Here is a 23,892-nt window from a genome sequence, read left to right as displayed (position 1 = left end):
CGGTTCTGCTGGCTGTTCGTCGCGACGTTCGCGGTGCTGCGCGCGCGGTACGGGCTGACCCGCAGGCGCGCGTCCGGCGCGGTCGCGGTCGCTCGCGGGGCCTTCCCCGTGCCGTGTGGGCCTCACCGCGGGCCGGGCGGCCCGCAGGTGCTCCTAGTCGTCGCCCGAGAGGATCTGGAAGATGCGCAGCATCTCGATGTAGATCCACACCAGGGTCATGGTGAGGCCGAAGGCCGCCAGCCAGGCCTCCTCGCGCGGGGCGCCGTACGCCACGCCGTCCTCGACCTGCTTGAAGTCGAGGGCGAGGAAGCAGGCGCCGAGGATGACGCCGATGGCACCGAACAGCAGGCCGAGGCCGCCGCTGCGGAACCCGAGGCCGTCACCGCCGCCGAAGACCGCGAACAGCATGTTCGCGGCCATGAGGAGGACGAAGCCCAGGGCCGCGGCCATCACGAAGCCGTAGAAGCGGCGGGTGACCCGGATCCAGCCCATCTTGTACGCGAAGAGCACGGCGGCGAAGACGCACATCGTGCCCAGCACCGCCTGGATGACCACACCGGCACCGAAGTAGGTGCTGGTGGCCGCGCTGATCACGCCGAGGAACACGCCCTCGAACGCGGCGTAGGCCAGGATCAGGCCCGGGGCGGCCTTCTGCTTGAACGACTGGACCATCGCGAGGACGAACGCCACCAGGGCGGCGCCGATGCCGATCGCGTACGACGTGTTGAGATTGGCCGGGTCGACGGGCAGCAGCACCCAGGAGAGGGTCGCCGTCACGATGAGCGTGCCGAGCGTCATGGCCGTACGGCTCACGACGTCGTCCATGGTCATCGCATGGGTGCGCGCCGGCGCCTGCGGCATACCCGTGGCCGGGTCGGCTGCGTAGGGGTTCGTCGCGTACGGGTTGGTCCCGGCCTGCTGGTGCTGCGCGTCAAAGCCCGCGTAGCCACCGTTGTCGCGGCTGAACCCCCGTCGCGAGAAGACCGGGTTACTGCTCCTCATCTCACTCCTCCGTGGCCACCGAGCGCGGCCTTGCAACAAGAGTAATGTGCTCGCAAAGAAAGCACCCTACTGCTGGAGGAGGATCTTAGGAGAAGCCACGGCGGGGCGCAGGGGATAAAAGCGGCGGCTTCATCGGAGCCGCCAGAAGTCCTCGCCAGAGCTACGGAGTGCCCGGAGCCGGACTTGAACCGGCACGACCCGAAGGCCAGCGAGGTTTAAGCTCGCCGTGTCTGCATTCCACCATCCGGGCAGGGTATGGCGGCCCCCGTGGAAAAAGCCTTGAACGCTGTGCCGAGCCTATCCGGAAGACACTCGCCGCCGACCGGCCGTCCATCCGATGTTGTCTGATTTTATTGGCGCTTGAGGGTACGTCAGGCCCCAGAACGCACGGTCGGCCCGCTCTGGACACCGATCACCACCTGTACGGGAATGACGGGATTTCGACGGCCCGCGCCACCCCGTGCGCCACCCTCCGCGCCACCCCGGGCGCGCCTCCACCGACCACGGTCCCGTCCCCTCGTGCCGGAGCTCCCGTCATACCAGAGGAGGAGGCGCGGCCGTCCGCCGTCAGTCTGGAGTGGGCCCGGGAACAGGCACGGCGGCTGATCCGGGGCGGGTAAGGGCGAGGTGAGGATGGAGGAGTCCCGCACAACAGACCGAGGAGCCGTCCCGTGACCACCATGAACCACGCCCCGCACACCACTCAGGCCGTGGCCGCCCGCGCCACCGGCCTCTCCAAGGTGTACGGTCAGGGCGAGACCCAGGTGGTCGCCCTCGACAACGTCTCCGTGGACTTCGGCCAGGGACAGTTCACCGCGATCATGGGCCCCTCGGGCTCCGGCAAGTCCACCCTGATGCACTGCGTCGCCGGCCTGGACACCTTCTCCTCGGGCTCCGTCCGCATCGGCGAGACCGAGCTGGGCTCCCTGAAGGACAAGCAGCTCACGCAGCTGCGCCGAGACAAGATCGGCTTCATCTTCCAGGCCTTCAACCTGCTGCCCACGCTGACGGCCCTGGAGAACATCACGCTCCCCATGGACATCGCCGGCCGCAAGCCCGACCAGCAGTGGCTGGACACCGTGGTGGACATGGTGGGCCTCTCCGGCCGCCTGGGCCACCGGCCCACCCAGCTCTCCGGCGGCCAGCAGCAGCGCGTGGCGGTGGCCCGCGCCCTCGCCTCCCGCCCCGAGATCATCTTCGGTGACGAGCCGACCGGAAACCTGGACTCCCGCGCCGGCGCGGAGGTCCTCGGCTTCCTGCGCAACTCCGTCCGCGAGCTCGGCCAGACCGTCGTGATGGTCACCCACGACCCCGTCGCCGCCTCCTACGCCGACCGCGTCATCTTCCTCGCCGACGGCCAGATCGTCGCCGAGATGCACGCGCCCACCGCCGACGGCGTGCTGGACCGCATGAAGGCCTTCGACGCCAAGGGCCGTACCAGCTGACGCCGGTCCCGACCCGGCCCTTCCTCCAAGACCTCCAGCCCCAGGACTGAGACCTTCCATGTTCCGTACCGCCCTGCGCAACGTCCTCGCGCACAAGGCCCGGCTGCTGATGACGGTGCTCGCCGTCACCCTCGGCGTCGCCTTCGTATCCGGCACCCTCGTCTTCACCGACACCCTCAAGAAGTCCCTCTCCGGCCAGTCCGCCAAGAGCTACGAGGGCGTCGCCGTCTCGGTCACCTCGTACGGCCAGGGCCGCAACGAGCAGGGCGAGAAGGAGGGCGAGCCCGGCCTCAGCCAGCAGACCCTCGACAGGATCAGGGCGCTCCCGGGCGTCGACTCCGTCTCCGGCCGCGTCTCGGGCTTCGCGGGCGTCGGCGACGAGAACGGCCGGCTGATCGGCTCGGGCTGGTCCAACCAGGGCGCCAACTACACGCCCGTCAAGGACGGCAAGGACCCGCACTACGTCTTCACGCAGGGCACCGGCCCGGCGCGGGCCGACGAGGTCGCCCTCGACAAGGAGACCGCCGACCAGGGCGGCTACGCGGTGGGCGACCGGGTCCGCGTCGCCACCAACGGCCCGGTCAAGGAGTACTCCCTCGCCGGCGTCTTCACCACCGAGGACGGCGCCGTCCAGGCCGGCGGCAGCCTGGTGCTCTTCGAGACCAAGGTCGCCCAGGAGCTCTACCTCAAGCCCGGATACTTCACGGAGCTGTCGGTCGCCGCGAAGAACGGCGCCTCCGCCGACAAGCTGCTCGCCGACATCAAGCCGCTGCTCGACAAGAACACCAAGGCGCAGACCGGTGCGGCGCTCGCCGCCGAACAGGCCAAGCAGATCGAGAAGGGCCTCGGCAACCTCAGCACGATGCTGCTCGTCTTCGCCGGCATCTCGCTCTTCGTCGGCATCTTCCTGATCTACAACACCTTCACCATGCTGGTCACCCAGCGCACCAAGGAGCTGGCCCTGCTGCGCGCCGTCGGCGCCCACCGCGGCCAGGTCATGCGCTCCGTCCTCAGCGAGGCCCTCGTCGTCGGCGCCCTGTCGGCCGCCGTCGGCCTGGCGGGCGGCATCGGCCTGGCAGCCGCGATTCGCACCGTCATCGGCTCCCTCGGCGCCAAGCTGCCGGGCGGCGCCCTGGTGATCGCACCGGGCACCGTCATCGCCGCGCTCGTCATCGGCGTCGTCGTCACCACCGTCGCCGCCCTGCTGCCGGCCTGGCGCACCGGCCGGATCGCCCCGGTCGCCGCCATGGGCAGCGCCCACCTGCCGGCCACCTCGAAGTCCCTGCTCGTGCGCAACATCCTCGGCTCGGTCATCAGCCTCGGCGGCATCGGCCTGGTCCTCCTGGGCGTGTCCACGGGCGGCAACACCGGCCGCATGACCATGGGCGGCGGCGCCTTCTTCATGCTGATCGGCATGATCGTGCTGCTGCCGCTGCTCTCCAAGCCGGTCATCGGTGCGGTCCGTCCGCTACTGCAGAAGGTGTTCGGCGTCCCCGGCAAGCTGGCCGCCCAGAACGCCGTCCGCAACCCGCGCCGCACCGCCGTCACGGCCGCGTCCCTGGCCATCGGCCTGACCCTGGTCACCACGCTGTCGGTGCTCGGTGTCACCGTCGGCAAGGTCGTCGACCGCATGAGCACCGAGAAGCTCAAGGCCGACTACCGGGTCTCCATGTCCGCCGACGCGGGCAGCCTCGACGAGTCGGTGGCCGAGACCCTGGCCAAGGCCCCCGGTATCAAGGCGGTCTCCCCGCAGTCGGCCGGCTATTTCCTGGTCGACGGCGACTTCCGGTCCGCCTCCGGCGTCAACCCGGCCACCATCGGTCAGCTCCTCAACATCGAGGTGCTCAGCGGCTCGCTCGACAGCCTCGGCAAGGGCGAGGTCGCCGTCGCCGAGAAGACGGCCAGGAAGCAGAACCTCACCGTCGGCACCGCGCTCAAGGTGAAGTACGACGACGGCCGGGAAGCGTCCGTCAAGGTCGGCGCGGTCTTCAAGGACATGGACGGGCTGCTCTCCCCCTACGTCATCGACAACAGGATCCTCACCGAGCACAGCGAGGACATGTACATCCCCGAGGTGTACGTCAACGTCGACGGCGGCGCCTCCAAGGCCGCCCAGCAGAAGGTCGTCGACGCCCTCGGCAAGAACCCGGCCATCACCGTCGCCACCCAGCAGGACATGCGCAACGAGATGGGCGGCATGATCAACACGATGCTGAACATCATGTACGGCCTGCTCGGCATGGCCCTGGTCATCTCGGTGCTCGGCGTGGTCAACACCCTGGCCATGTCCGTCTTCGAGCGGACCCAGGAGATCGGCATGCTGCGGGCCATCGGCCTCGACCGAAGCCGCGTCAAGAACATGATCCGCCTTGAGGCCGTGGTCATCTCGCTCTTCGGTGCCGCCCTCGGCGTCGTCATCGGCGTCTTCCTCGCCTGGGCCGTCGGCTCCACGCTGGCCAACGCCATGCCCGGCTACGCGTTGGTCCTCCCGTGGGACCGGATCGGGATCTTCCTCCTGCTGGCCGCCGTGGTCGGCGTCCTGGCCGCCATGTGGCCGGCCCGCAGCGCCGCCCGCCTGAACATGCTGACCGCCATCAAGACCGAGTAGCGGGACGCGGAACGCGGACACGGGAGGGCCCCGGGGCGGCACGACGCGCCCCGGGGCCCTCCCGTCGTCCGTGCAGGAACGATCCGGCCGCGATCCGCCGGGGAGTCCCTAAGCCGGCTGCGCACCCCAGGTCCGCAGCCGCAACGGCAGCCCCGAGTCCCCGCGCGGCGCGGAGCGCACGGCGAGCACCTGGTTGACCCCGAGGCGGCCCCGTTCGAAGCCGAGCGCGGAGGCGGCCATGTAGAGCTGCCAGACCCGGGCCCGGCCGGCCGAGGTGAGCGCCACGGCCTCGTCCCAGTGCTGCTCCAGCCGCGCCACCCAGGCCCGCAGGGTCAGGGCGTAGTGCTCGCGCAGCGCCTCGACGTCGCGGACCTCGAATCCGGCCCGCTCCAGCTCGCCGACCGTGGTGCCGACCGGGGAGAGTTCGCCGTCGGGGAAGACGTACGCGTCGATGAACGCGTCCACCCGGTAGGCCGCCTCGTCCGCCTCCGGGGGGCGGGCGATCTGGTGGTTGAGCAACAGGCCGCCCGGGCGCAGCAGGGCGTGCAGGGTGCGCGCGTAGTCGCGGTAGCGCTCGGCGCCGACGTGTTCGGCCATCCCGATGGAGGAAATCGCGTCGTAGGGGCCGTCCTTGACGTCCCGGTAGTCCTGGATCCGGATCTCGACCAGATCGGCCAGGCCCTCGTCCGCGGCCTTCTTGCGGGCGTACAGGGCCTGTTCGCGCGAGAGCGTGACCCCGGTGACGCGCGCTCCGTACGCGCGGGCCGCGTGCAGGGCCATGGAGCCCCAGCCGCAGCCGACGTCGAGGAGCCGGTCCCCGGGCTTGAGGCCGAGCTTGCGGCAGACCAGGTCGAGCTTGTCGTGCTGGGCCCGTTCCAGGGTCGAGCCGGGCGTCCAGTAGGCGCAGGAGTACACCATGGAGGGGCCGAGGACCCGCTCGTAGAAGGCGTTGCCGACGTCGTAGTGGTGGCTGATGGCTTGCCGGTCGCGGCGCCTGGTGTGCCGGGGGCCGCCGCGCCGGGCCGCCTCCTCCGCGGGCGGCGCGGGCGCCGGCCAGGGCCTGGCCAGGGCGACGAGGTCCCGCACGGCGCTCCGCGCCTCGGCGTCGCCCAGCAGCGCCGCGGTGGCCGCCGCGGTGTCCGCGGCGGCGGAGACCCTCCGGGGCAGGCGCGGGCGCAGCGCGCCCGGGCGGGAGGCGGGCGGGGCGGCGGGCTCCCGGTCCCGCTGCCAGAGCACGCCCCCCACCCGGTCCAACAGCTCGAACAGGTCGCCTTCGACGGTCAGGTCGCCGGCCACCCAGGCCCGGGCCAGGCCCAGCTCCCCGGGCTTCCACAGGATCCGGCGCAGGGCGCGGCGGCCCCGGACGACGAGCACGGGACCGTCGGGCGGCCCGGCCTCGGTTCCGTCCCACGCGCGGATGCGCACGGGCAGGGGGCCGCCCAGCAGGGTCTCGGCAAGAGCGGCCAGCCGCGGAGCGGCGTCGGTCATGGCGCACCTCCACAAAGTTCCGACCCATCCGTCTACCCCTCCACGGCCCCGGGTACGCCGAAGGGGCCGCCCGCACCACGGATGGCGGGCGGCCCCTTCGGGGTCGTACATGCGGCCGGCTCAGCGGCCGGGCTCCCGGCGCAGGGTCAGGAGGCCTTGGCCTTCTCGGCCGGGGCAGCGGCGGCGGCCGGGGCCGGCGCCGGCTTGGCGGCCTCGTAGAACTCCTCGCGCGGGGTCTCCAGAGCGCCGAGGGAGACGACCTCGCGCTTGAGGAACATGCCGAGGGTCCAGTCGGCGAAGACGCGGATCTTGCGGTTCCAGGTCGGCATGGCCATGCCGTGGTAGCCACGGTGCATGTACCAGGCGAGCCGGCCCTTGAGCTTGATCTTCATCTTGCCCATGACGATCATCGCCACGCCCTTGTGGAGGCCGAGGCCCGCCACAGCACCCTTGTTGGAGTGCGCGTACTCGGCCTGCGGGAAGCCCCGCATGCCCGAGACCACGTTGTCGCCGAGGACCTTGGCCTGGCGCAGCGCGTGCTGGGCGTTCGGCGGGCACCAGGCGTTCTCGACGCCGGCCTTGCGGGCGGCGACGTCCGGGACCTGGGCGTTGTCGCCCGCGGCCCAGATGTAGTCGGTGCCCTGGACCTGGAGGGTCGGGGCGGTGTCGACGTGGCCGCGCGGGCCCAGCGGCAGGCCGAAGCGGGCCAGCGCCGGGTTGGGCTTGACGCCGGCGGTCCACACGATGGTGTTGGAGTCGACCTCAAGGCCGTTCTTCAGCACCACGTGGCCGTCCACGCAGGAGTCCATGGAGGTGTTGAGGTAGATCTCGATGCCGCGGGACTCAAGGTGCTCGCGGCCCCAGGTGCCGAGCTTGGGCCCGACCTCGGGGAGGATCTTGTCGGCCGCGTCGACCAGGATGAAGCGCATGTCCTCGCGCTTGATCGTGGAGTAGTACTTCGCGGCGTCGCGGGCCATGTCCTCGACCTCGCCGATCGTCTCGGCCCCGGCGAAGCCGCCGCCGACGAAGACGAAGGTGAGGGCCTTGCGGCGGACGTTCTCGTCCGTCGTGGACTCGGCCTTGTCGAGCTGCTCCAGCACGTGGTTGCGCAGGCCGATGCCCTCCTCGACGCCCTTCATGCCGATGCCCTGCTCTGCGAGACCGGGGATCGGGAAGGTGCGGGAGACGGCGCCGAGGGCGATCACCAGGTAGTCGAAGGGCAGCTCGTACGCCTCGCCGACCAGCGGCGTGACGACGGCGACCTTGCGGTCCTGGTCGATGGTGGTGACCCGGCCGGTGAGGACCTCAGCCTTGGGCAGCACGCGTCGCAGCGGGACGACGACGTGCCGCGGCGAGATGCTGCCTGCGGCCACTTCGGGGAGGAAGGGCTGGTAGGTCATGTACGAGCGCGGGTCGACGACCGTGACGGTCGCCTCGCCGTAGCGCATCTTCTTCATGATGCGCTTGGCTGCGTACAGGCCTACGTACCCACCTCCTACAACGAGGATCCTGGGACGCTCCGTGGTGCTCATGAGAACGAGTATCCAGCACCCATTGGGGTGTTGCTCGTGAGCCCCTTCACAAGGACCGAGAGGGCCTCTGCTACACTCCGCCGCCCACGTGACGGACGTCATGACGCGCAACGGGAACCAAGAGGTGTCGGGAGTCGTTGTTCACCCGTCCTGAACTGGCCTCCGAGGCTTTGACCGGAGTAGACCACCGGGTTTCGTCCTTATCTCCGACACGGAACCCGCCGCCGCCGCCGATCACACGAACGCGCGACAAAAGGGACCCCGAGGCCTCCGGAAGGCCCCGAAGGGCCCTTCCGGTGACCCAGTCGCACCCTTTTCCTTGTGAAGAACTTCACGAACTTTTTTCCGATCATGGCCCTCGACACCCCTCACACCCTGGTTCGAAGGTCGTTTGGCCGATGGACCAGATGATTCCTCCGGTCATCGCGGGCCAGGCCATGGCTCGTTGCGGTAGCCCGCCCGGACGACCCGGAACGACCGTGACGCCCCGGCCGGTCGACCGGAGCGCCACGATTCAGGGGTTCGGCAGGTCAGGACAGCCGCTCGGCCGCCTCGGCCTCTTCCGCGGTCTTGATCGCGATCCCGTCGAGGATGTCGTGCTCGGAGACCACGACCTCCGAGGCGCCGGTGCGCTCCATGACGGCCAGCAGGACCAGCGCGCCCGCGCCGATCACGTCGACCCGGCCCGGGTGCATCACGGGAATCGCCGCGCGCTCGTCGTGGGTGGCGGTCAGCATCCGCTCGGTGATCTCGCGGACCTGCTCGTAGGAGAGCCGGGCGTGGTGGATCTCCGACGACCGGTACTCGGGCAGCCCGAGCGCGATGCCGGCGATGGTGGTCACCGAGCCCGCCAGGCCCACCAGGGTGCGCGCCTCGGCCAGCGGAACGGTTTCGGCCGCCAGGTCCAGCGCGGCCTCGATGTCGGCACGGACGGCGGCGACCTGCTTCTCGGTCGGCGGGTCGGTGACGACCCCGTCCACCACCAGGTGGCGCTCGGTCATCCGGACACAGCCCACGTCCACGGAGCGGGCGGCCCGGACGTGGTCGTCGCCGACCACGAACTCGGTCGAGCCGCCGCCGATGTCGACCACCAGGAACGGCCGCTCCAGGTGCTCGTGCGCGGTCAGCTCCCGGGTGGCGCCGGTGAAGGAGAACTCCGCCTCCTCGTCGCCGGAGATCACCTCGGGCTCGACGCCCAGGATCTCCACGACACCGCGCACGAACTCGTCCCGGTTCTCCGCGTCACGGGAGGCGGAGGTCGCCACGAAGCGCACCCGCTCCGCGCCGAACTCCTTGATGACCGCCGCGTACTCGCGGCACGCGGCGAAGGTGCGCTCCAGCGCCTCCGGGGCCAGCCGCCCGGTCTTGTCGACGCCCTGGCCGAGCCGGACGATGATCATCCGTCGGTCGAGCTCGACCAGCTCACCCGTGGCGGGGTCGCAGTCCGCGACGAGCAGCCTGATGGAGTTCGTACCGCAGTCGATGCCCGCGACACGGGTCACTGGGACTCCTCCTCCTTCTTCTTCTCCCCGCACGGGGTGACGCAGGCGCCCTTGGCCCACCACTCGGGCAGCATCGCGAGGGCCTCGTCGCCGAAGGGGTTCACACCGGGGCCGGCGGCCAGCGAGTGCCCGACGAGCACGTGCAGGCACTTGACCCGGTCCGGCATGCCGCCGGCGCTCGGGAAGCCCTGGAGCACCTCGATGGCGTCGCGGCGCCGGATGTAGTCCTCATGCGCGGCCCGGTAGGCGGCGGCGAGCTCCGGGTCCTCGGCGAGGCGCGCCTGCATCTCCTTCATCACGCCGTTGGCCTCCAGCGTGCCGATGGCGGAGGCCGCGCGCGGGCACGTCAGGTAGTACAGCGTCGGGAAGGGGGTGCCGTCGGGCAGCCGCGGGGCGGTCTCCACCACGTCGGGCTGCCCGCAGGGGCAGCGGTGCGCGATGGCGCGCAACCCGCGCGGCGGGCGGCCGAGCTGCTGCTCGAACGCCTCGATGTCCGCGTCGGTCGGCTCGGTCCGGTCGGTCTGGGGCGGGGGCGTCTGCATGCCTGGAGGGAGTCTCTTCGTTCTCGTCGGATGGGTGCTGCGGTACTCACTAGTCGCCCGGGCGGTCGGCCTTGTCGACGCCGTCCCAGACGTTCGAGTACCAGGGGCGGTCGGAGCCGGCCTGGCCGGTCCGGTGCTGCTCTGGGGGCCGGGCCCCGGGGTCGGCCATGATGTAGCCGACCTCCCCCGGACGCAGGAAGTGCAGGTGCCTGCGCGCCTGCTGCTCCGCGTAGGCGTCGTCCTGCCAGCGGGCCTTCTCATCGCGGAGCCGCTCCAGGCGGTCCCGCGCGGCCGCGGCGGCCCGCTGCTGCTCCGCGATCTCCGAACGCTGGGAGACGTACTGGCGCATCGGATACGCGAGGGCGACGACCAGGGTACAGAGCACGAGCACCAGGAGGGCGGCCCTGCCCGTGAGACGGCTGCGGCGCACCTGCCGGCGCGACTGCGAGCGGTAGACGTGGGCCGCGGTCCGCTCGCCGAGCTGCCTCAGCCGCGTCGCCGTGGAGAAGGTGGAGAACCGATCCCGGTTCCCGGCCATGGGTCCGCCTCCCCTTTGTACGCACTACGCAATACGTCCCCGCACACGGTACGGGACCGAGTGCGGGGACGTACGGAGGCAGAGCGTGATTAGCCCTTGAAGCGCGGGAAGGCGCTGCGGCCCGCGTACACCGCGGCGTCGTCGAGGATCTCCTCGATGCGCAGCAGCTGGTTGTACTTGGCGACGCGGTCCGAGCGGGCCGGGGCGCCGGTCTTGATCTGACCGCAGTTCACGGCGACGGCGAGGTCGGCGATGGTGACGTCCTCGGTCTCGCCGGAACGGTGCGACATCATGCACTTGAAGCCGTTGCGCTGGGCCATCTCGACGGCGTCGAGGGTCTCGGTCAGCGAACCGATCTGGTTCACCTTCACGAGCAGGGCGTTCGCGGAGCCCTCCTCGATGCCGCGGGCCAGGCGCTCCGGGTTGGTGACGAAGAGGTCGTCGCCGACGATCTGGACCTTGGCGCCCAGGCGGTCGGTGATGGTCTTCCATCCGGCCCAGTCGTCCTCGAACAGCGGGTCCTCGATGGAGACCAGCGGGTACGCCTCGACGAGCTCGGCGTAGTAGTCGGTCATCTCGGCAGCCGAGCGGGACTGGCCCTCGAACTCGTACTTGCCGTCCTTGTAGAACTCGGACGCGGCGACGTCGAGGGCGAGCGCGATGTCCTTGCCCGGGGTGTAGCCGGCCTGCTTGATGGCCTCGATGATGAGGTCGAGCGCGGCGCGGTTGGACTCCAGGTTCGGGGCGAAGCCGCCCTCGTCGCCCAGACCGGTGGAGAGGCCCTTGGTGTGCAGGACCTTCTTGAGGGTGTGATAGACCTCGGCACCCCAGCGCAGCGCCTCGGAGAAGGACTCCGCACCGATCGGCGCGATCATGAACTCCTGGATGTCGACGTTGGAGTCGGCGTGCGACCCACCGTTGAGGATGTTCATCATCGGAACGGGCAGCAGGTGCGCGTTCGGACCGCCGAGGTAGCGGAACAGCGGGAGGTCCGAGGCCTCGGACGCGGCGTGCGCGACGGCGAGCGAGACGCCGAGGATGGCGTTGGCGCCGAGCGAGCCCTTGTTGTCGGTGGCGTCCAGGTCGAACATCGCCTGGTCGATCAGGCGCTGCTCGGTGGCGTCGTAGCCGACGAGCTCCGGGCCGATCTGCTCGATGACGGCGAGGACGGCCTTCTCGACACCCTTGCCCATGTAACGGTTGGGGTCACCGTCACGGAGCTCGATGGCCTCGAATGCACCGGTGGAGGCGCCGGACGGAACGGCAGCACGGCCGGTGCTGCCGTCGTCGAGGCCCACCTCGACCTCGACCGTGGGGTTGCCTCGGGAGTCCAGGATTTCCCGGGCTACGACGACGTCGATGGACGGCACGAGCATCTCCTTCTGGGATGTGACGCTGGGTGTGCGGTGGCGTGTCAGGCCGTGGGATGGCCTTGCCGCCTAGAGCCTAACCGGCTTCCGGGGTTCGACCGGCCGACCGCCCGACCCCTGGGACGAAAAAGGGACCGAATACCCGCCTTCCGGGACATACAACCCTTGATCATCAGCCGACGGGACCGCACACACCGCCGCCCGGCGCGTGGGGGGAAGGGGCGCCGGGCGGTGGGAATTCTGTGCGTTGCGTACGCGTGTGCGGCTCTTGCCGCGACGTTCAGCTGAGCTTCAGCTTCTGGCCCGGGAAGATCAGGTCGGCGTCCGAGACGATGTCCTTGTTCAGCTCGAAGAGCTGCTGCCAGCCGCCCTTGACGCCGTTGGCCTCGGCGATGGTGCCCAGCGTGTCGCCCGGCTTGACCTCGTAGGAGCCGTTGCCGGTCTTCGGCGCGACCGGAGCCGCGGCGCGCTCGGAGCGGGTGGTCGGGACCTCGGCGCGCTTGGTGTCCTTCTTCGGCGCGGCCTTGGTCTCGGTCTTCTTCGTCTCGGTCTTCTTCGGCTGGGCCTTCGGCTTGGTGGAGGCCGGGGCCTCGGTGGAGCCGCCACCGGTGTAGGAGGAGTTCGACAGGCCCTTGCCACAGTGCGGCCAGGCGCCCTTGCCCTGCTTCTTGAGGACCTTCTCCGCGACGGCTATCTGCTGCGCCTTGGAGGCCTTGTTGGCCTGCGGGGCGTACGACTTGCCCCCGAAAGCGGCCCAGGTGGAGGACGAGAACTGCAGCCCGCCGTAGTAGCCGTTGCCGGTGTTGATGGACCAGTTGCCACCGGACTCGCACTGCGCGACCTTGTCCCACTCGGACGCGGTAGCGGCGCTGGCGGCCCCCGCGGTCATCAGCGGGGCGGCGACGGCCACACCGGCGACACCGGCGAGCGTGACGATGCGAGCGGCCTTGGAGCCGCGACGGTGCTTGCCCTTGCCGGAAAGCAGCATGAGGTTTCTCCTCACCGACGCCTGCGAGGTGAGCTGTCGGGTTCGAGCCTGTGAGTGCCCGGCGGTGCGACCTTGCGCCCCGCTTAACCCCAAGCCGCTCGCCGGCCGTCTCTCAACGGCCGCTCGCGGCACCTACCTTGGTTCCCCCGCTCCTGCCTTCGGCGCTTGACGCGACGACTGTTCCCCCCGTCCGCCGGCAGGATTCGGCGATGCGGTCGAAGGAGCCCGCGGTGGCGGGCGAATCAGAAGGTAGACATGTCCCTCCCCGATGCTCAACCAGGAGCATCGGGGAGAAACGGCCCCTACTTGCGCTCCCCGCAGGGGCGTTTGCGCAGGTGAGGACGGGGTTTGCGGAACCCCCGGGGCGGGACACGCCAGTTGACCGGAAGAGACACATGTCTCACTTGCAGAAAACAGACAATCAGGCCTTACCGGGCGAACCAACTGTCCTTATTGGGCGGTTAGATCCAGGTTCTGCCCAGGCTTGATCAGGTTGGCATCATTGCCGATGACCTGCTCGTTGGCCGCATAAAGACCGCTCCAGCCGCCCTTCACTCCCTTGGCATCCGCGATGGCCGCCAGGCTGTCGCCCTCCTGCACCGTATAGACGGGGGCCGACGCGGCATCAGACGGCACACCCTCCTCGGGAGACGGCGCACCGCGGTGCTTGCCGTTGCCCTCGGCGGGAGTGGCACCCGGGGCGGCCGGGGTCGCCGGGGTCGCGGGGTTCGCCGGGTCGGCCGGGGACGGCCCCGGGGAGACCGGCGGGGTCGTGGGTGCCGTCGGGTCCGCGGGAAGGGTCGGGGCCGTCGGGTCGCCGGGAGTCGCCGGCGGGGCCGTCGGGTCGGCCGGGACGTCCGGGGTGCCCGGGGTGCCCGGGTCGGCCGGAGGCGTCGTCGGGACGTCGGGCGCGGGCATGACGGGCAGTCCGACGGACGGCGCGTCGGGTATCAGGAAGGGGGAACCCGAGGGGCTGGGGGTCTCCGCGGTCGAGAGCCCGAAGTCCGTGGCGGGCTTGCCGCCCGTGGTGGAGGGAACGGTGTCGTCGGGGCGCGACGGCGCGGGACCCACCGCGCCGGTGCTACCGGGCAGACCGGGATCGACGACGGCCGCCGGACCCTGCTGGTCCAGTCCGGCCGAGGCGGCGCACAGCGGCCAGGCCTGCGGACCCTGGGCGGCCAGTACGCGCTCGGCCACGGCTATCTGCTGGGAGCGGCTCGCGAGGTCGGCCCGCTCGGCGAAGTCCAGGCCGCCGGCATCCTGCCACTGCTGCTGGGTGAACTGGAGCCCGCCGTACGCGCCACTGCCGAAGTTGGCGCTCCACGTGCCGCCGCTCTCGCACTCGGCCACCTTGTCCCATGTGGCGGTGTCTGCGGCGGTCGCGCTCGTGGCGGCCAGCAGCGGCATGGCGAGCGCGGAGCCGGTGACACCGGCCGTGACGACCAGCGCGGGGACCTGGCGGGGGCGTCTGTGACGGCCGTTCCCGGAGAGCATGAGGGATCACCTTTCGCATAACAGCGGGGTAACGGCAGAACCTAGCGGCCTCCGAACGATTGTCACAAGTTCAAGCCGAATCTGACTTTTAATCAGATGTCGCGCAAGTGTTTTGAGTCGTGAAGCGAACGGGAAGGGTACGCAGCCCTCGCATGATCAACCCCCCGCGCCAGCGCAGGTCTTGGGGTGGAACTGCAAGTTCCAGATCGGGCAGGCGCGTCAGCAGGGTGGCGAGGGCGGTCTGCCCCTCCAGGCGGGCAAGTGGCGCACCCAGGCAGTAGTGGATGCCGTGGCCGTAGCCGAGGTGCTGGTTGTCGGTCCGGGAGAGGTCGAGGGTGTCCGGATCGACGAATCGCCCGGGGTCCCGGTCAGCCGCCGCCAGGACGACCAGGACCGGATCGCCGGTCTCGATCCGCTCGCCGCCCAGGGTGAGCGGCTGCGTGGCGAACCGCCACGTCGCCAGCTCCACGGGGCCGTCATAGCGCAGGAGTTCCTCGACGCCCGTGGCCAGCAGCCCGCGCTCGCCGGCGGCCAGGGAGGCCTGCAGGCGCTCGCGCTGGACGGGGTTCATGAAGAGGGAGTGGATGCCGTTGCCGATGAGGTTCACGGTCGTCTCGAAGCCGGCGAAGAGCAGGATGAAGGCCATCGCCGTGGCCTCGCCCTCCGTGAGGTGGTCGCCGTGATCGCTCGCCCGGATCAGGTCGGAGATCAGGTCATCGCCCAGATCGTCCCTTTTGCGATGGATGAGCTCGCCGAGATAGGTCCGCATCTGCTTCACCGACCGGGCCACACCGCCGCGCGGCCCGCCCCCGTGGCGGATCATCATCCCGGCCCAGTCGCGGAAGTCGTCCTGGTCCTCGCGCGGTACCCCGAGCATCTCGCAGATGGCGTAGATGGGGAGGGGGAAGGCGAACTCGTGGATGAGATCCGCCTCTCCCCGCCCCGCGAACCGGTCGATCAGCTGGTCGGTGAGCGCCTGGACCCGCGGGGTGAACTCGGCGACCCTGCGCGGGGTGAACGCCTTGGACACCAGGCGCCGCAGCCGGGTGTGGTCCGGTGGGTCGATGTTCAGCAGATGCGTCATCAGCTCCGCCTTGCGCTCCCCCGGGATCCCGGTCTTGCCCTTGGCGTGCGCGGGCTCGGCGTGGTGCGCCGGATTCTTGCTGAGCCGCTGGTCGGCGAGGGCCTGCCGGGCGTCGGCGTACCGGGTGACCAGCCAGGCCTCGACCCCGCTGGGGAGCTTGGTGCGGTGCACCGGCGCGTTCTCGCGCAGCCACGCGTAGGCCGGATAGGGGTCGGTCGCGAACTCCCACGTGAAGAGTTCGGGCGCCGCGCCGACGGAGGGAGGGGACGACTGATCGTGCATGTCCTCGACAGTAGCCGCCGCGCAGCGGCGGTCCGGCGCGAGCCGCGACCCGCCATCCCATATGACTCCTTCGTCGCGGCTGTCCGCAGATCGGACCACACTTGACCTCGCCCGGTCCGGCACTCCTACTTTCGGTTGTGTGGATGTGAGGATCTTGAAAAGCAGTTTCGCGGTGGTGGAGAGACGGGCCGAGCACGCGGTCAAGTTCTTCTACTCACACCTCTTCTGGCACAACCCCGGAGTCCGCGAGCTCTTCCCGCTCTCCTCCGACGACATGGAACGCCAGCGGGACCGGCTCTTCGCCGCACTCACCCACGTCGTCTCCCGTCTGGACGACGAGGCCCTCGGCCCCTACCTGCACGACCTGGGACGCGACCACCGCAAGTTCCTGGTCCGCCCCGAGCACTACGCGGTCGTGGGCTCCAGCCTGCTCGCCGCACTCGCCGAGACCTCCGGCGACGCCTGGACCCCGCAGGCGGAGAAGGCCTGGACCGAGGCCTACCAACTGATCGCCGACGCCATGCTCGCCGGGGCCGACGCGAGCGAGGACCCGCCGTGGTGGGACGCCGAGGTCGTGCGCCACCTCCAGTACGGTCAGGACATCGGCGTGCTGACCCTCAGGCCGCACGCTCCCTTCCCCTACCTGCCCGGCCAGTACACGAGCGTGAGCAGCGAGCGGGTGCCCCGGACCTGGCGCACCTACTCCATCGGCAACGCCCCCCGCCCGGACGGCACCGTGGACCTGCACGTCAGCCGGATCGACCGCGGGCGGCTCAGCACCGCACTGGTCCGCGAGACACGGCCCGGCGACGTCCTGAAACTCGGCGCCGCCGGCGGCCGGCTGACCTTCCGCCGCACGGACCGCCCGGTCAGCCTGATCGCCGCCGGCACCGGCTGGGCGCCGATCCGGGCCATGCTGGAGGAGCTCGCGGACCGGCCTCCCCATCAGGACGTGCGGCTCTTCGTGGTGGCCCGGGACGGCGCACACCTCTACGACCGGCCGCTCATCGACCGGTACGGCAGCTCGTGCGGCTGGCTCGACGTCACCTACATCACGCCCGCGCCCGGCCGGCACCGCAACGAGGCCACCGGCCGGCTCGCGACGGCGCTGAGCAACCGGGGCCTGTGGCCCGACCAGGACGTCTACCTCAGCGGGCCGCCGCGGTTCGTCGACCAGACCGCGCGGGTCCTGGCGGAGCTCGGTGCCCGCCCCGCCCGCGTCTTCCACGACGGCGTACCGGCCGCGGCCACCGGCAGCGGGCCCCGGGGCCGCCCGCTGGGCTTCGGCGAATGGTTCCTCGACCGCCCGGCACCGCACTGGCACGACCCGTCGGCCCGCGCCCCGAAGGAGAACTGAGGGGCCCGGCGGCTACCGCGCGGGGGCTCCGAGGCCCTCGGCAGCTCGGATCGCGTCCCGGTAGACGCGGGCCGCCGCCCGCAGCGCGGTCTCGGGGTCGACGCCCTCCGCCTCGGCGCGCGCGGCCAGTTGCAGCAGTTCGTAGCCGATGCCCTCGCCGCGGGGCAGCTCCACCGCCACGCCGCCGGTACGGGCCCTGCCCGCGAGTTTGGCCGCGAGCGCCAGGCCCGGCTGGCCCACCGGGATCCCGTCGGTGACCGACTCCCGCTGCTTCTCCACCGCCTTGGTGCGCTGCCAGTGCGCGTGGACGTCCTCCGGGGTCTCGGCCTCCGCGTCGCCGAAGACGTGCGGATGGCGGTGGATCAGCTTCTGCACCAGGGAGCCGGCCACGTCGTCGATGGAGAAGGCTCCCAGGCCCTCCCCGCCGGCCTCGCCGTCATCGCCGGCCTCACCCGCCGGAACGCCCTCCTCGGCGATCCGGGCGTGGAAGACCACCTGGAGCAGGACATCGCCGAGCTCCTCGCGCAGCTCCTCCCGGTCCCCGTCCTCGATCGCCTCGACGAGTTCGTACGCCTCCTCGATCGCGTACTTGGCCAGGCCCCGGTGCGTCTGTCGGGAGGTCCACGGGCATTCCCGACGGACTCGGTCCATCACCTGGACCAGGTCGAGCAGGCGCGCGCCCGGCAGGTCGTAGGAGCCGGGCAGCAGTTCCAGGTCGGGCATGGAGACCCGGCCGGAGCCGGCCAGCCGGGCCAGGCCGTCGGTGAGCCGCTGGTCGCCCTCGCCGCTCGGGAGCACCACCACCGTACGACCGCCCGCGCAGGCCGCCACCAGCTCGTGCGCATCCGCGGCCGCGTGCTCGACGTCGACGCCCGCCTCCCGCAGGTAGGGCAGCTGCGGGTGGCCGGGGTCGGCGCACAGCACCCGGTCGGCGGCGTGCAGGGTCTGCCACGCCGGCCAGGACAGCACCCCGGGGGCGACCCGGTGGCTGGTGGTCAGCAGGACGATACGGCCGGTGGGCTCGGCGGCGGTGGGCTGGGAGTGGTCGGTCACCCTCCGAACCTACCTCCGCCGGGAGGGGTCAGGCTCCGGCGGGTTCCTGCTCGGGCCGGGTCCGCTGGGTGATCCACGCCGTGTCCGCCGGGCCGAGGCCGACCTGCTTGGCGTCCCAGGCCCCGTAGCGTGGGTTCACCTCGATGTGGAGGGCCTCCGCGGCCCGGGTGAGCGGCTCGATGATCCTCTCCTCGCCGAAGCGCTCGCTCAGCTTGTCGAGCAGCAGCCGGAAGCGCAGGTCCTCGTCGATCTGCCCGGGCGCCAGCGGGACACGGGCCTGCAGGGCCAGCTGTTCCAGCGCCGCCGCGCCCCTGTCGCCCTCCTGGGCCGTGCGGGCGTCCTCGACCTCCTTGGTCGTGACCGAGATGCCCGCATCCTTCGCCGCCCGCTCCAGCACCCGCAGCTGGATCATCTTGCCGAGCTTGATCCGCTCCAGCTGCGGGGTGTTGGCGATCAGTGTGGCGGCCTGCTCGGACCGGTTCTGGGCGGCGCGCACGTCGCCCACCTGAGCCTGGAGCGCGGAGGTGGTGATCCGTTCACCGCCGACGACGGCCGCGGTGCCGGGCCGGGTCTCGCCCGAGCAGGCGGACAGCAGGGGCGCCGCCGCGAGCAGGGCGGCGGAGACGGAGAGCGCAGTGCGACGGTGCAAAGGAGCCTCCAGGGCCGGGAGATTGTGCGTCCATGCACAAGGGCCGTGCGGTGATCGATGGTATGCAGTAAGGGTGGCCCGGGCCACCCGTTCAACCAACGATTCGCGGGGTGTCCGGGGTACGTGTCTGTTCGTGTCGCAGCCACTTGGTGGCCATCCCCGCGTCCTCCGGTGCTGCCAGGGTCGGCCCACCATGTGGACACCGCACCGCTCGCCGCGCCGCCGCAGTCTGTCCGGCTCGGCGCTCGCCGCCCTGCTCACGGCGGTGGCCGTGTGCGCCGGGGACGCCGCCGCCCGGGTCTTCCCCTACGGATCGCGCCACCGCAGCGTCAACGACCTCGGCAATCAGTTCGTACCCTTCCACGCGCACCTGTGGGACCTCCTGCACGGCCGTGCGCAGGGCGGGCTGCTGTTCAACTGGCAGTCCGGATACGGCACGAGCTTCCTGCCCGACCTCGGCACCTACCTGGCCAGCCCGCTCTCCGTCCTCGTCGCCCTCTTCCCGCGCGCCGACATCGACCTGGCCGTGTACGTCGTCACCGTGCTCAAGACGGTGACCGCGGCGGCGGCCATGGCCTGGCTGCTGCGCACCCTCCACCGGGGGCCGTGGTGGGCGGCCGGACTGCTCGGGGCCTCGTACGCACTGTGCGGTTGGTCGGTGATCGAAGCCTCCTACAACCCGATGTGGCTGGACGGGCTGATCGCCTTCCCCCTGCTGTGCCTGACCGGTGAATGGGCCCTGCGCGGGCGGCGGGTGCTGCTCACCCCGCTGGTCGTCGCCGTGTGCTGGACGGCGAACTTCTACACCGCCTACATGGCCACCCTCGGCGCCGCGCTGGTCCTGCTGGTACGGGTGGTGCTGACCCGGGAGGGCTTGCGGACCCGGATCGCGGTGATCGCCCGGGCGGCCGCGCTGACCCTGCTGGGCATCGCGCTGACGGCGCCGGTGCTGCTGCCGTTGTTCCTCAGCTCGGGCCGGGCCCACCCGGGATGGGCCAGGGAGTTCCGGCCGGTGCCCTGGGCGGACCTCTTCGCACGGCTGCTGCCGGGTACGTACTCCTTCTCCTCCCCTGCCGTGTTCGTCGCCGGCGGCACCCTGCTGTTGGTCGCCGCGCTGCCCTTCCACCGTTCGGTCCCACTGCGCGGCCGGCTGTGGTGGACGGGGTTGACGGCGGCCGTGGCGCTCTCCCTCCAGTGGGCGCCGACCCACCTGGCCTGGCACCTGTTCGCCACCCCGAACGGCAGCCCGTACCGGCAGACCTTCGTCCTGGCCGGGATCGCCGTCATCGCCGCATGGACCGCACTGGAGGGCGGCCTGCCGCGGGCGCCCGCGCTGGCCGCGGGCACGGGCCTGCTGGCGGCCGCCGCGCTGTGGGCCGGCCACAGCACGCTGACCACGCCGTGGGGGTACGCGCTGTTCACCGCCGGTCTGGCAGCTGCCGGCGCCGCCTGGTGGGCGCTGGGCCACCGCCGCCTGGCGCTCCCGGCGGCCGCGCTGCTGGCCTTGGTGCTGCTCGCGCAGGCGGCGGCGACCACCGCCTTCGGCCACCGGGGCAAACTGGCCGCCCTCGACGACTACCCGTCCTGGGGGCAGGGCCACACCGCGCGCGCCCGGGCCCTCGCGGCCGCCGAGGGCTGGCCCACGTACCGCACCGACCCGAGCCGGCCCGCCCTGTCGGGCAACGACCCGCTGCTGCTCGGCGGGGAGGGCGGCTCCTACTACAGCAGCCACACCCCCGCCGTGTTCACCCGGACGATGGCGGCGCTCGGCGCCGGCTGGACCTCGCGCGGCCGCAACGTCCAAAGCATCGACAACCCCGTCACCGACGCCGTCTTCGCGGTCGGCGCCCGCCTGCGGCCGGACGGCTCGGTGCTGCGCGCCGAGGTGCCCCCGCTGGTGACGACCCGCCCGCCCGGCGCACCCCTCGCCTACGGCGACTCGCCCTTCGCCAACCAGGAACTGCTGCTCGGCGCCCGCGTGTACGAGGACCCGCTCGCACCCGGGGTGTGCCGTGCGGGTACCGAGGCCTACCTGTGGGCGCCGGAGTACAACGCGACGGCCCGCCTCGCCGACGGCCCGGCCTTCCGCCTGCGTGGCGACGCCCCCCGCAACCGCGCGGCCCTGCAGCCGATGGGCGTCTCCCGTGGTGCCTCCTCGGCGCTCGTCTTCGACGCCGCCCCTCCGCCGGGGTGGGCCCTGTCCTGCCTGGACCGCACCCGCCTCGACGCGGCGGTGGCCGCCCTGCGCGCCACGGCCGCGACCTCGGTCCGGGTCGGCTCCTTCGGCATCCGGGCCGATCTGCCCGCGGGCAGCACGGGCACTGCGGTCCTCTCCGTCCCCGCGATCGCCGGCTGGACCTGCAACGACCGGCCCGCTTCGGCACACCTGGGCCTGGTCGCCGTCCCTCTCACCCCCGGCACCGCACAGGTCGCCTGCTCCTTCCGGCCTCCCGGTTTGCTCCCCGGCCTGTCGGTCGCGGCGGCGGCGCTGGCGTTGCTGGCCGCCACCGCCCTGCGGACCCGGCGCGTCCGTCGGGCGGCCTGACCGGTCATGCCGGCGTGACCGATCCTGCCGGCGGACCGGACGTCAGCGGACCTGGCTGAGCCACTGGAGGGTGCGGCGTATCTCCGACGGGAAGGGGTGGGCCGGTCCGTGCAGGCGTTCCGCGTCGAACAGCAGCCGGGCCAGGGTGTCGTGGGCCGCCGGGCGGTCGCCGAGGGAGAGCAGCAGGTGCGCGATCCGGCGGCGGATCTCCAGCGGCAGGGTCTGGTCCGGGTTGGCGTAGCGGTTCTCGAAGTACGGGAGCAGCGCGCGGTACTCCGCCAGGGCGGCGGCCGGCTCGCCGAGCTGCTCCAGGCACTGGGCCGCGTCGTAGCGGAACCGCAGCGACTGAAGGTCGCCGGCCGGGAACTCCTCTGCGAGACGCCGCAGTTCGGGCAGGGCGCGGCGGTATTGCCCGTCGTCCATCAGGGTGGCCGCGTACTGCTTGCGCAGGGAGCGGACGACCGGTGAGTGCTCGCCGTGCTCGGCGGCGGCCGCCGGGAGGATGCCGCCGAGGATGTCGACGGCCTGTGTGAGCAATCCCTGGTCCAGGAGCGTGCGGGCCTGGTCCACCGCGCCCGGGATGTCGGGCTTCCGCGGAACCGGTACCGGCGCGGGAGTGCTCGTCGGCGTCGGCGTCGGGGCGCACACGGACGCGGACGGCACGGGCGTTCCCGTCGGCGGGGACACCGGCGGGGCGGTCGGCCGCGGCGGGACCACCGCGGCCCGGTCCGGCCAGGGCGCCTGCGGCCGTACGAACGGCCGGGTCGGGTCGAGCGGGCCGGCCGCGCCGCGGCCGTCGCGTACCGGGAGCAGCGGCGCGAGTGCCTCGTAGACCTCCTGCGCCGAGGACGGCCGGTCCTGCGGGTCCTTGGCGAGCAGACGCATCAGGAGCGCCTCCAGCTCCTGCGGGACCTCCGGGCGCTGCGGGCGGACCGGCACCGGGGCCTCGTACAGGTGTCGGTGCAGCACGCCCAGGGCGGTGGACCCGGCGAAGGGGACGTTTCCGCTGAGGAGTTCGTAGAGGAGGACGCCGAGCGCGTACAGGTCGGTGTAAGGGCCCACCGCACCGCTCATCGCCTGCTCGGGTGCCATGTACGCGGGACTGCCGATGGGGGTGCCGGTACTGGTGAGGCGGGTGGTGTCGGTGTCCATGACGGAGGCCACGCCGAGGTCGAGGACCAGGACGGTGCCGTCCGGGCGGACCATCACGTTGCGCGGCTTCAGGTCACGGTGGACGATCGGCACGGCGTGCACGGCCGACAGGACCGAGCACAGCTGTGCGACGACCGCGACCGCCCACTGCCACGGGTACGGGCTGTGGGCGGCGAGGTGGTCGGCGAGGTCGGAGCCCTCGACGTAGCCCATGACGAGGAACAGCTCGTCGCCGTCACTGCCCGCGTCGTGGACGGTGACCAGGCCCGGGTGGTCCACCTGAGCCGTGACCCGGCACTCGCGCACGAAGCGGCGGCGCAGCTCCTCGGCGACCGTGCCCGGGCCGGCGACCTTGTCGGGGCGCAGCAGCTTGACGGCGACCCGCCGGTCCAGGCGCCGGTCGTAGGCCGTCCACACCTGGCCCATGCCGCCCTGTCCAAGGACGCTCGCCAGCTGGTAGCGGTCTCCGATGAGGCGGTCGGTCACAGCTGCGGGTCCCCGAAGGCGGTCTGGTTCGGGTCCTGGCGCGGGCTGCCCGGCGGCGGGGTCTGCTTGCGCAGCAGCTCACTGAGCTCGTCGAGTTCGGCGCGGACCTGCCCGATGCGCGGGGGCGGGGTCGGCTGCGGCGGCACCTGCGGGACGGCCGGGGTCCGGCCCGAGATCACGGTGGGGGCCTGGGCGTGCGGGTAGCCGTAGGAGGGCGAGGTCTGCTGCGGCTGGTTGAAGGGCGCGGGCTGCCCCGGGTACCAGGGCCCGGGCGCCGCGGAGCGCAGGGCCTCGTGGTGCTTGATGTCGGCGACGAGGAAGTACACGCAGGTCGCGAAGCCCGTCAGGATCGAGCCACCGGCGCCGAGGTTGCCCTGCCAGCCGTTGACGTCGGGGGTGGGGTCGATCTCGATCAGCGTCATCCAGGCGACGGCCAGCACGCCGCTGAGCACCAGCAGCGCCCAGTCCCGGGACTTGCGGGTGACCAGCGCGAGCCGCAGCATCGAGCCCCACGCCAGGAAGCCGCAGCTCAGGACGGGCAGCAGCATGAACACCACGCGCAGTGTCACCACGCCGCCCGGGGTGGGCTGTGGGGCGGGCTGCGGCGGAAGGCCGGGGCCGTGCATCGCTGCTCCTGACGGGCCGTGCGGAAGAGGTTTCGGGTCTGAGGGTATACAGCGTTCCCGGCCATCAGTGAGGGGATGCGCGCAACCGTTGCAGGGTCGCAGCACGGCCCCGCCCGCGGCGGCGGCCGCGGGCGGGGGAGCCCCCGCTC

Annotated in this window: 18 protein-coding genes, 1 tRNA gene and 1 riboswitch; of the genes, 4 read left to right on the top strand and 15 right to left on the bottom strand. The window is 71.7% G+C overall.

Annotated elements, in window-relative coordinates; translation table 11 throughout:
- Window positions 1–153: 153 nt before the first annotated feature.
- Both ACFW2G_RS26365 and ACFW2G_RS26360 read right to left on the bottom strand, forming a co-directional pair.
- Window positions 154–1,002 (bottom strand): Bax inhibitor-1/YccA family protein, encoded by an 849-nt coding sequence (locus ACFW2G_RS26365; RefSeq protein ID WP_384582486.1) that lies wholly within the window; start codon window positions 1,000–1,002, stop codon window positions 154–156.
- A 168-nt stretch (window positions 1,003–1,170) separates the two neighbouring features.
- A tRNA-Leu gene (locus tag ACFW2G_RS26360) sits at window positions 1,171–1,252 on the bottom strand.
- A gap of 430 nt (window positions 1,253–1,682) precedes the next feature.
- Between ACFW2G_RS26360 and ACFW2G_RS26355 the strand changes: the two genes are divergently transcribed.
- Together ACFW2G_RS26355 and ACFW2G_RS26350 are read left to right on the top strand one after the other, a co-directional pair.
- The gene (locus ACFW2G_RS26355; RefSeq protein WP_106967647.1) at window positions 1,683–2,447 is read left to right on the top strand and encodes an ABC transporter ATP-binding protein; all 765 of its coding nucleotides are present in this window, start codon (window positions 1,683–1,685) and stop codon (window positions 2,445–2,447) included.
- Between the two features lie 58 nt (window positions 2,448–2,505).
- Entirely contained in the window at window positions 2,506–5,055 is a 2,550-nt protein-coding gene (locus ACFW2G_RS26350) for an ABC transporter permease (RefSeq protein ID WP_384582488.1), read from the top strand.
- A 108-nt stretch (window positions 5,056–5,163) separates the two neighbouring features.
- On the opposite strand, the gene ACFW2G_RS26345 is transcribed toward ACFW2G_RS26350, so the two are convergent.
- From ACFW2G_RS26345 to ACFW2G_RS26305, 9 genes are all read right to left on the bottom strand, one after another.
- Window positions 5,164–6,543, bottom strand: coding sequence for a class I SAM-dependent methyltransferase (locus ACFW2G_RS26345; protein ID WP_384582490.1), 1,380 nt, complete (start codon window positions 6,541–6,543; stop codon window positions 5,164–5,166).
- Between the two features lie 146 nt (window positions 6,544–6,689).
- A complete protein-coding gene (locus tag ACFW2G_RS26340) occupies window positions 6,690–8,075 on the bottom strand; it encodes an NAD(P)/FAD-dependent oxidoreductase (RefSeq protein ID WP_037925256.1) in 1,386 nt (461 codons plus the stop codon).
- Window positions 8,076–8,605: 530 nt separating this feature from the next.
- A complete protein-coding gene (locus ACFW2G_RS26335; RefSeq protein WP_037925253.1) occupies window positions 8,606–9,577 on the bottom strand; it encodes a Ppx/GppA phosphatase family protein in 972 nt (323 codons plus the stop codon).
- The gene (locus tag ACFW2G_RS26330) at window positions 9,574–10,119 is read right to left on the bottom strand and encodes a DUF501 domain-containing protein (RefSeq protein WP_037925251.1); all 546 of its coding nucleotides are present in this window, start codon (window positions 10,117–10,119) and stop codon (window positions 9,574–9,576) included. Before ACFW2G_RS26330 ends, ACFW2G_RS26335 begins: the two co-directional genes overlap by 4 nt.
- 49 nt (window positions 10,120–10,168) lie before the next feature.
- The gene (locus ACFW2G_RS26325; RefSeq protein WP_037925248.1) at window positions 10,169–10,657 is read right to left on the bottom strand and encodes a septum formation initiator family protein; all 489 of its coding nucleotides are present in this window, start codon (window positions 10,655–10,657) and stop codon (window positions 10,169–10,171) included.
- A gap of 89 nt (window positions 10,658–10,746) precedes the next feature.
- The gene (eno, locus tag ACFW2G_RS26320; RefSeq protein WP_030028493.1) at window positions 10,747–12,033 is read right to left on the bottom strand and encodes a phosphopyruvate hydratase; all 1,287 of its coding nucleotides are present in this window, start codon (window positions 12,031–12,033) and stop codon (window positions 10,747–10,749) included.
- A gap of 274 nt (window positions 12,034–12,307) precedes the next feature.
- Complete coding sequence (locus ACFW2G_RS26315) at window positions 12,308–13,015, bottom strand: transglycosylase family protein (RefSeq protein WP_037925246.1); 708 nt, start codon at window positions 13,013–13,015, stop codon at window positions 12,308–12,310.
- Between the two features lie 3 nt (window positions 13,016–13,018).
- Window positions 13,019–13,189: riboswitch (cyclic di-AMP (ydaO/yuaA leader) on the bottom strand.
- Between the two features lie 276 nt (window positions 13,190–13,465).
- Complete coding sequence (locus ACFW2G_RS26310) at window positions 13,466–14,509, bottom strand: transglycosylase family protein (RefSeq protein WP_384447993.1); 1,044 nt, start codon at window positions 14,507–14,509, stop codon at window positions 13,466–13,468.
- Between the two features lie 88 nt (window positions 14,510–14,597).
- Entirely contained in the window at window positions 14,598–15,875 is a 1,278-nt protein-coding gene (locus tag ACFW2G_RS26305; RefSeq protein WP_384447996.1) for a cytochrome P450, read from the bottom strand.
- Window positions 15,876–16,047: 172 nt separating this feature from the next.
- On the opposite strand from ACFW2G_RS26305, the gene ACFW2G_RS26300 reads away from it, so the two are divergent.
- Complete coding sequence (locus ACFW2G_RS26300) at window positions 16,048–17,232, top strand: globin domain-containing protein (protein WP_384447999.1); 1,185 nt, start codon at window positions 16,048–16,050, stop codon at window positions 17,230–17,232.
- A gap of 12 nt (window positions 17,233–17,244) precedes the next feature.
- Here the strand turns inward: ACFW2G_RS26300 and ACFW2G_RS26295 are convergent, their stop codons facing one another.
- The gene (locus tag ACFW2G_RS26295; RefSeq protein ID WP_384448002.1) at window positions 17,245–18,285 is read right to left on the bottom strand and encodes a nucleoside triphosphate pyrophosphohydrolase; all 1,041 of its coding nucleotides are present in this window, start codon (window positions 18,283–18,285) and stop codon (window positions 17,245–17,247) included.
- Between the two features lie 28 nt (window positions 18,286–18,313).
- Window positions 18,314–18,934 carry a SurA N-terminal domain-containing protein gene (locus tag ACFW2G_RS26290; protein WP_037925237.1) on the bottom strand — a complete coding sequence of 207 codons (621 nt, stop codon included), beginning with the start codon at window positions 18,932–18,934 and terminating at the stop codon, window positions 18,314–18,316.
- Window positions 18,935–19,127: 193 nt separating this feature from the next.
- On the opposite strand from ACFW2G_RS26290, the gene ACFW2G_RS26285 reads away from it, so the two are divergent.
- On the top strand, window positions 19,128–21,479 hold the full coding sequence (locus ACFW2G_RS26285) for a YfhO family protein (protein WP_384582492.1): 2,352 nt from the start codon (window positions 19,128–19,130) through the stop codon (window positions 21,477–21,479).
- A gap of 42 nt (window positions 21,480–21,521) precedes the next feature.
- Here ACFW2G_RS26285 and ACFW2G_RS26280 read toward each other — a convergent pair whose 3' ends face one another.
- Both ACFW2G_RS26280 and ACFW2G_RS26275 read right to left on the bottom strand, forming a co-directional pair.
- Window positions 21,522–23,057, bottom strand: coding sequence for a protein kinase (locus ACFW2G_RS26280; protein ID WP_384582512.1), 1,536 nt, complete (start codon window positions 23,055–23,057; stop codon window positions 21,522–21,524).
- Window positions 23,058–23,113: 56 nt separating this feature from the next.
- Window positions 23,114–23,743, bottom strand: coding sequence for a hypothetical protein (locus tag ACFW2G_RS26275; RefSeq protein WP_384448009.1), 630 nt, complete (start codon window positions 23,741–23,743; stop codon window positions 23,114–23,116).
- Window positions 23,744–23,892: the final 149 nt, after the last annotated feature.

This window comes from Streptomyces sp. NPDC058880 (assembly GCF_042742535.1).
Classification (GTDB): Bacteria; Actinomycetota; Actinomycetes; order Streptomycetales; family Streptomycetaceae; genus Streptomyces.
Note: the sequence above shows the minus strand (reverse complement) of the source record. Positions and strands in the feature narration are given on the sequence as shown.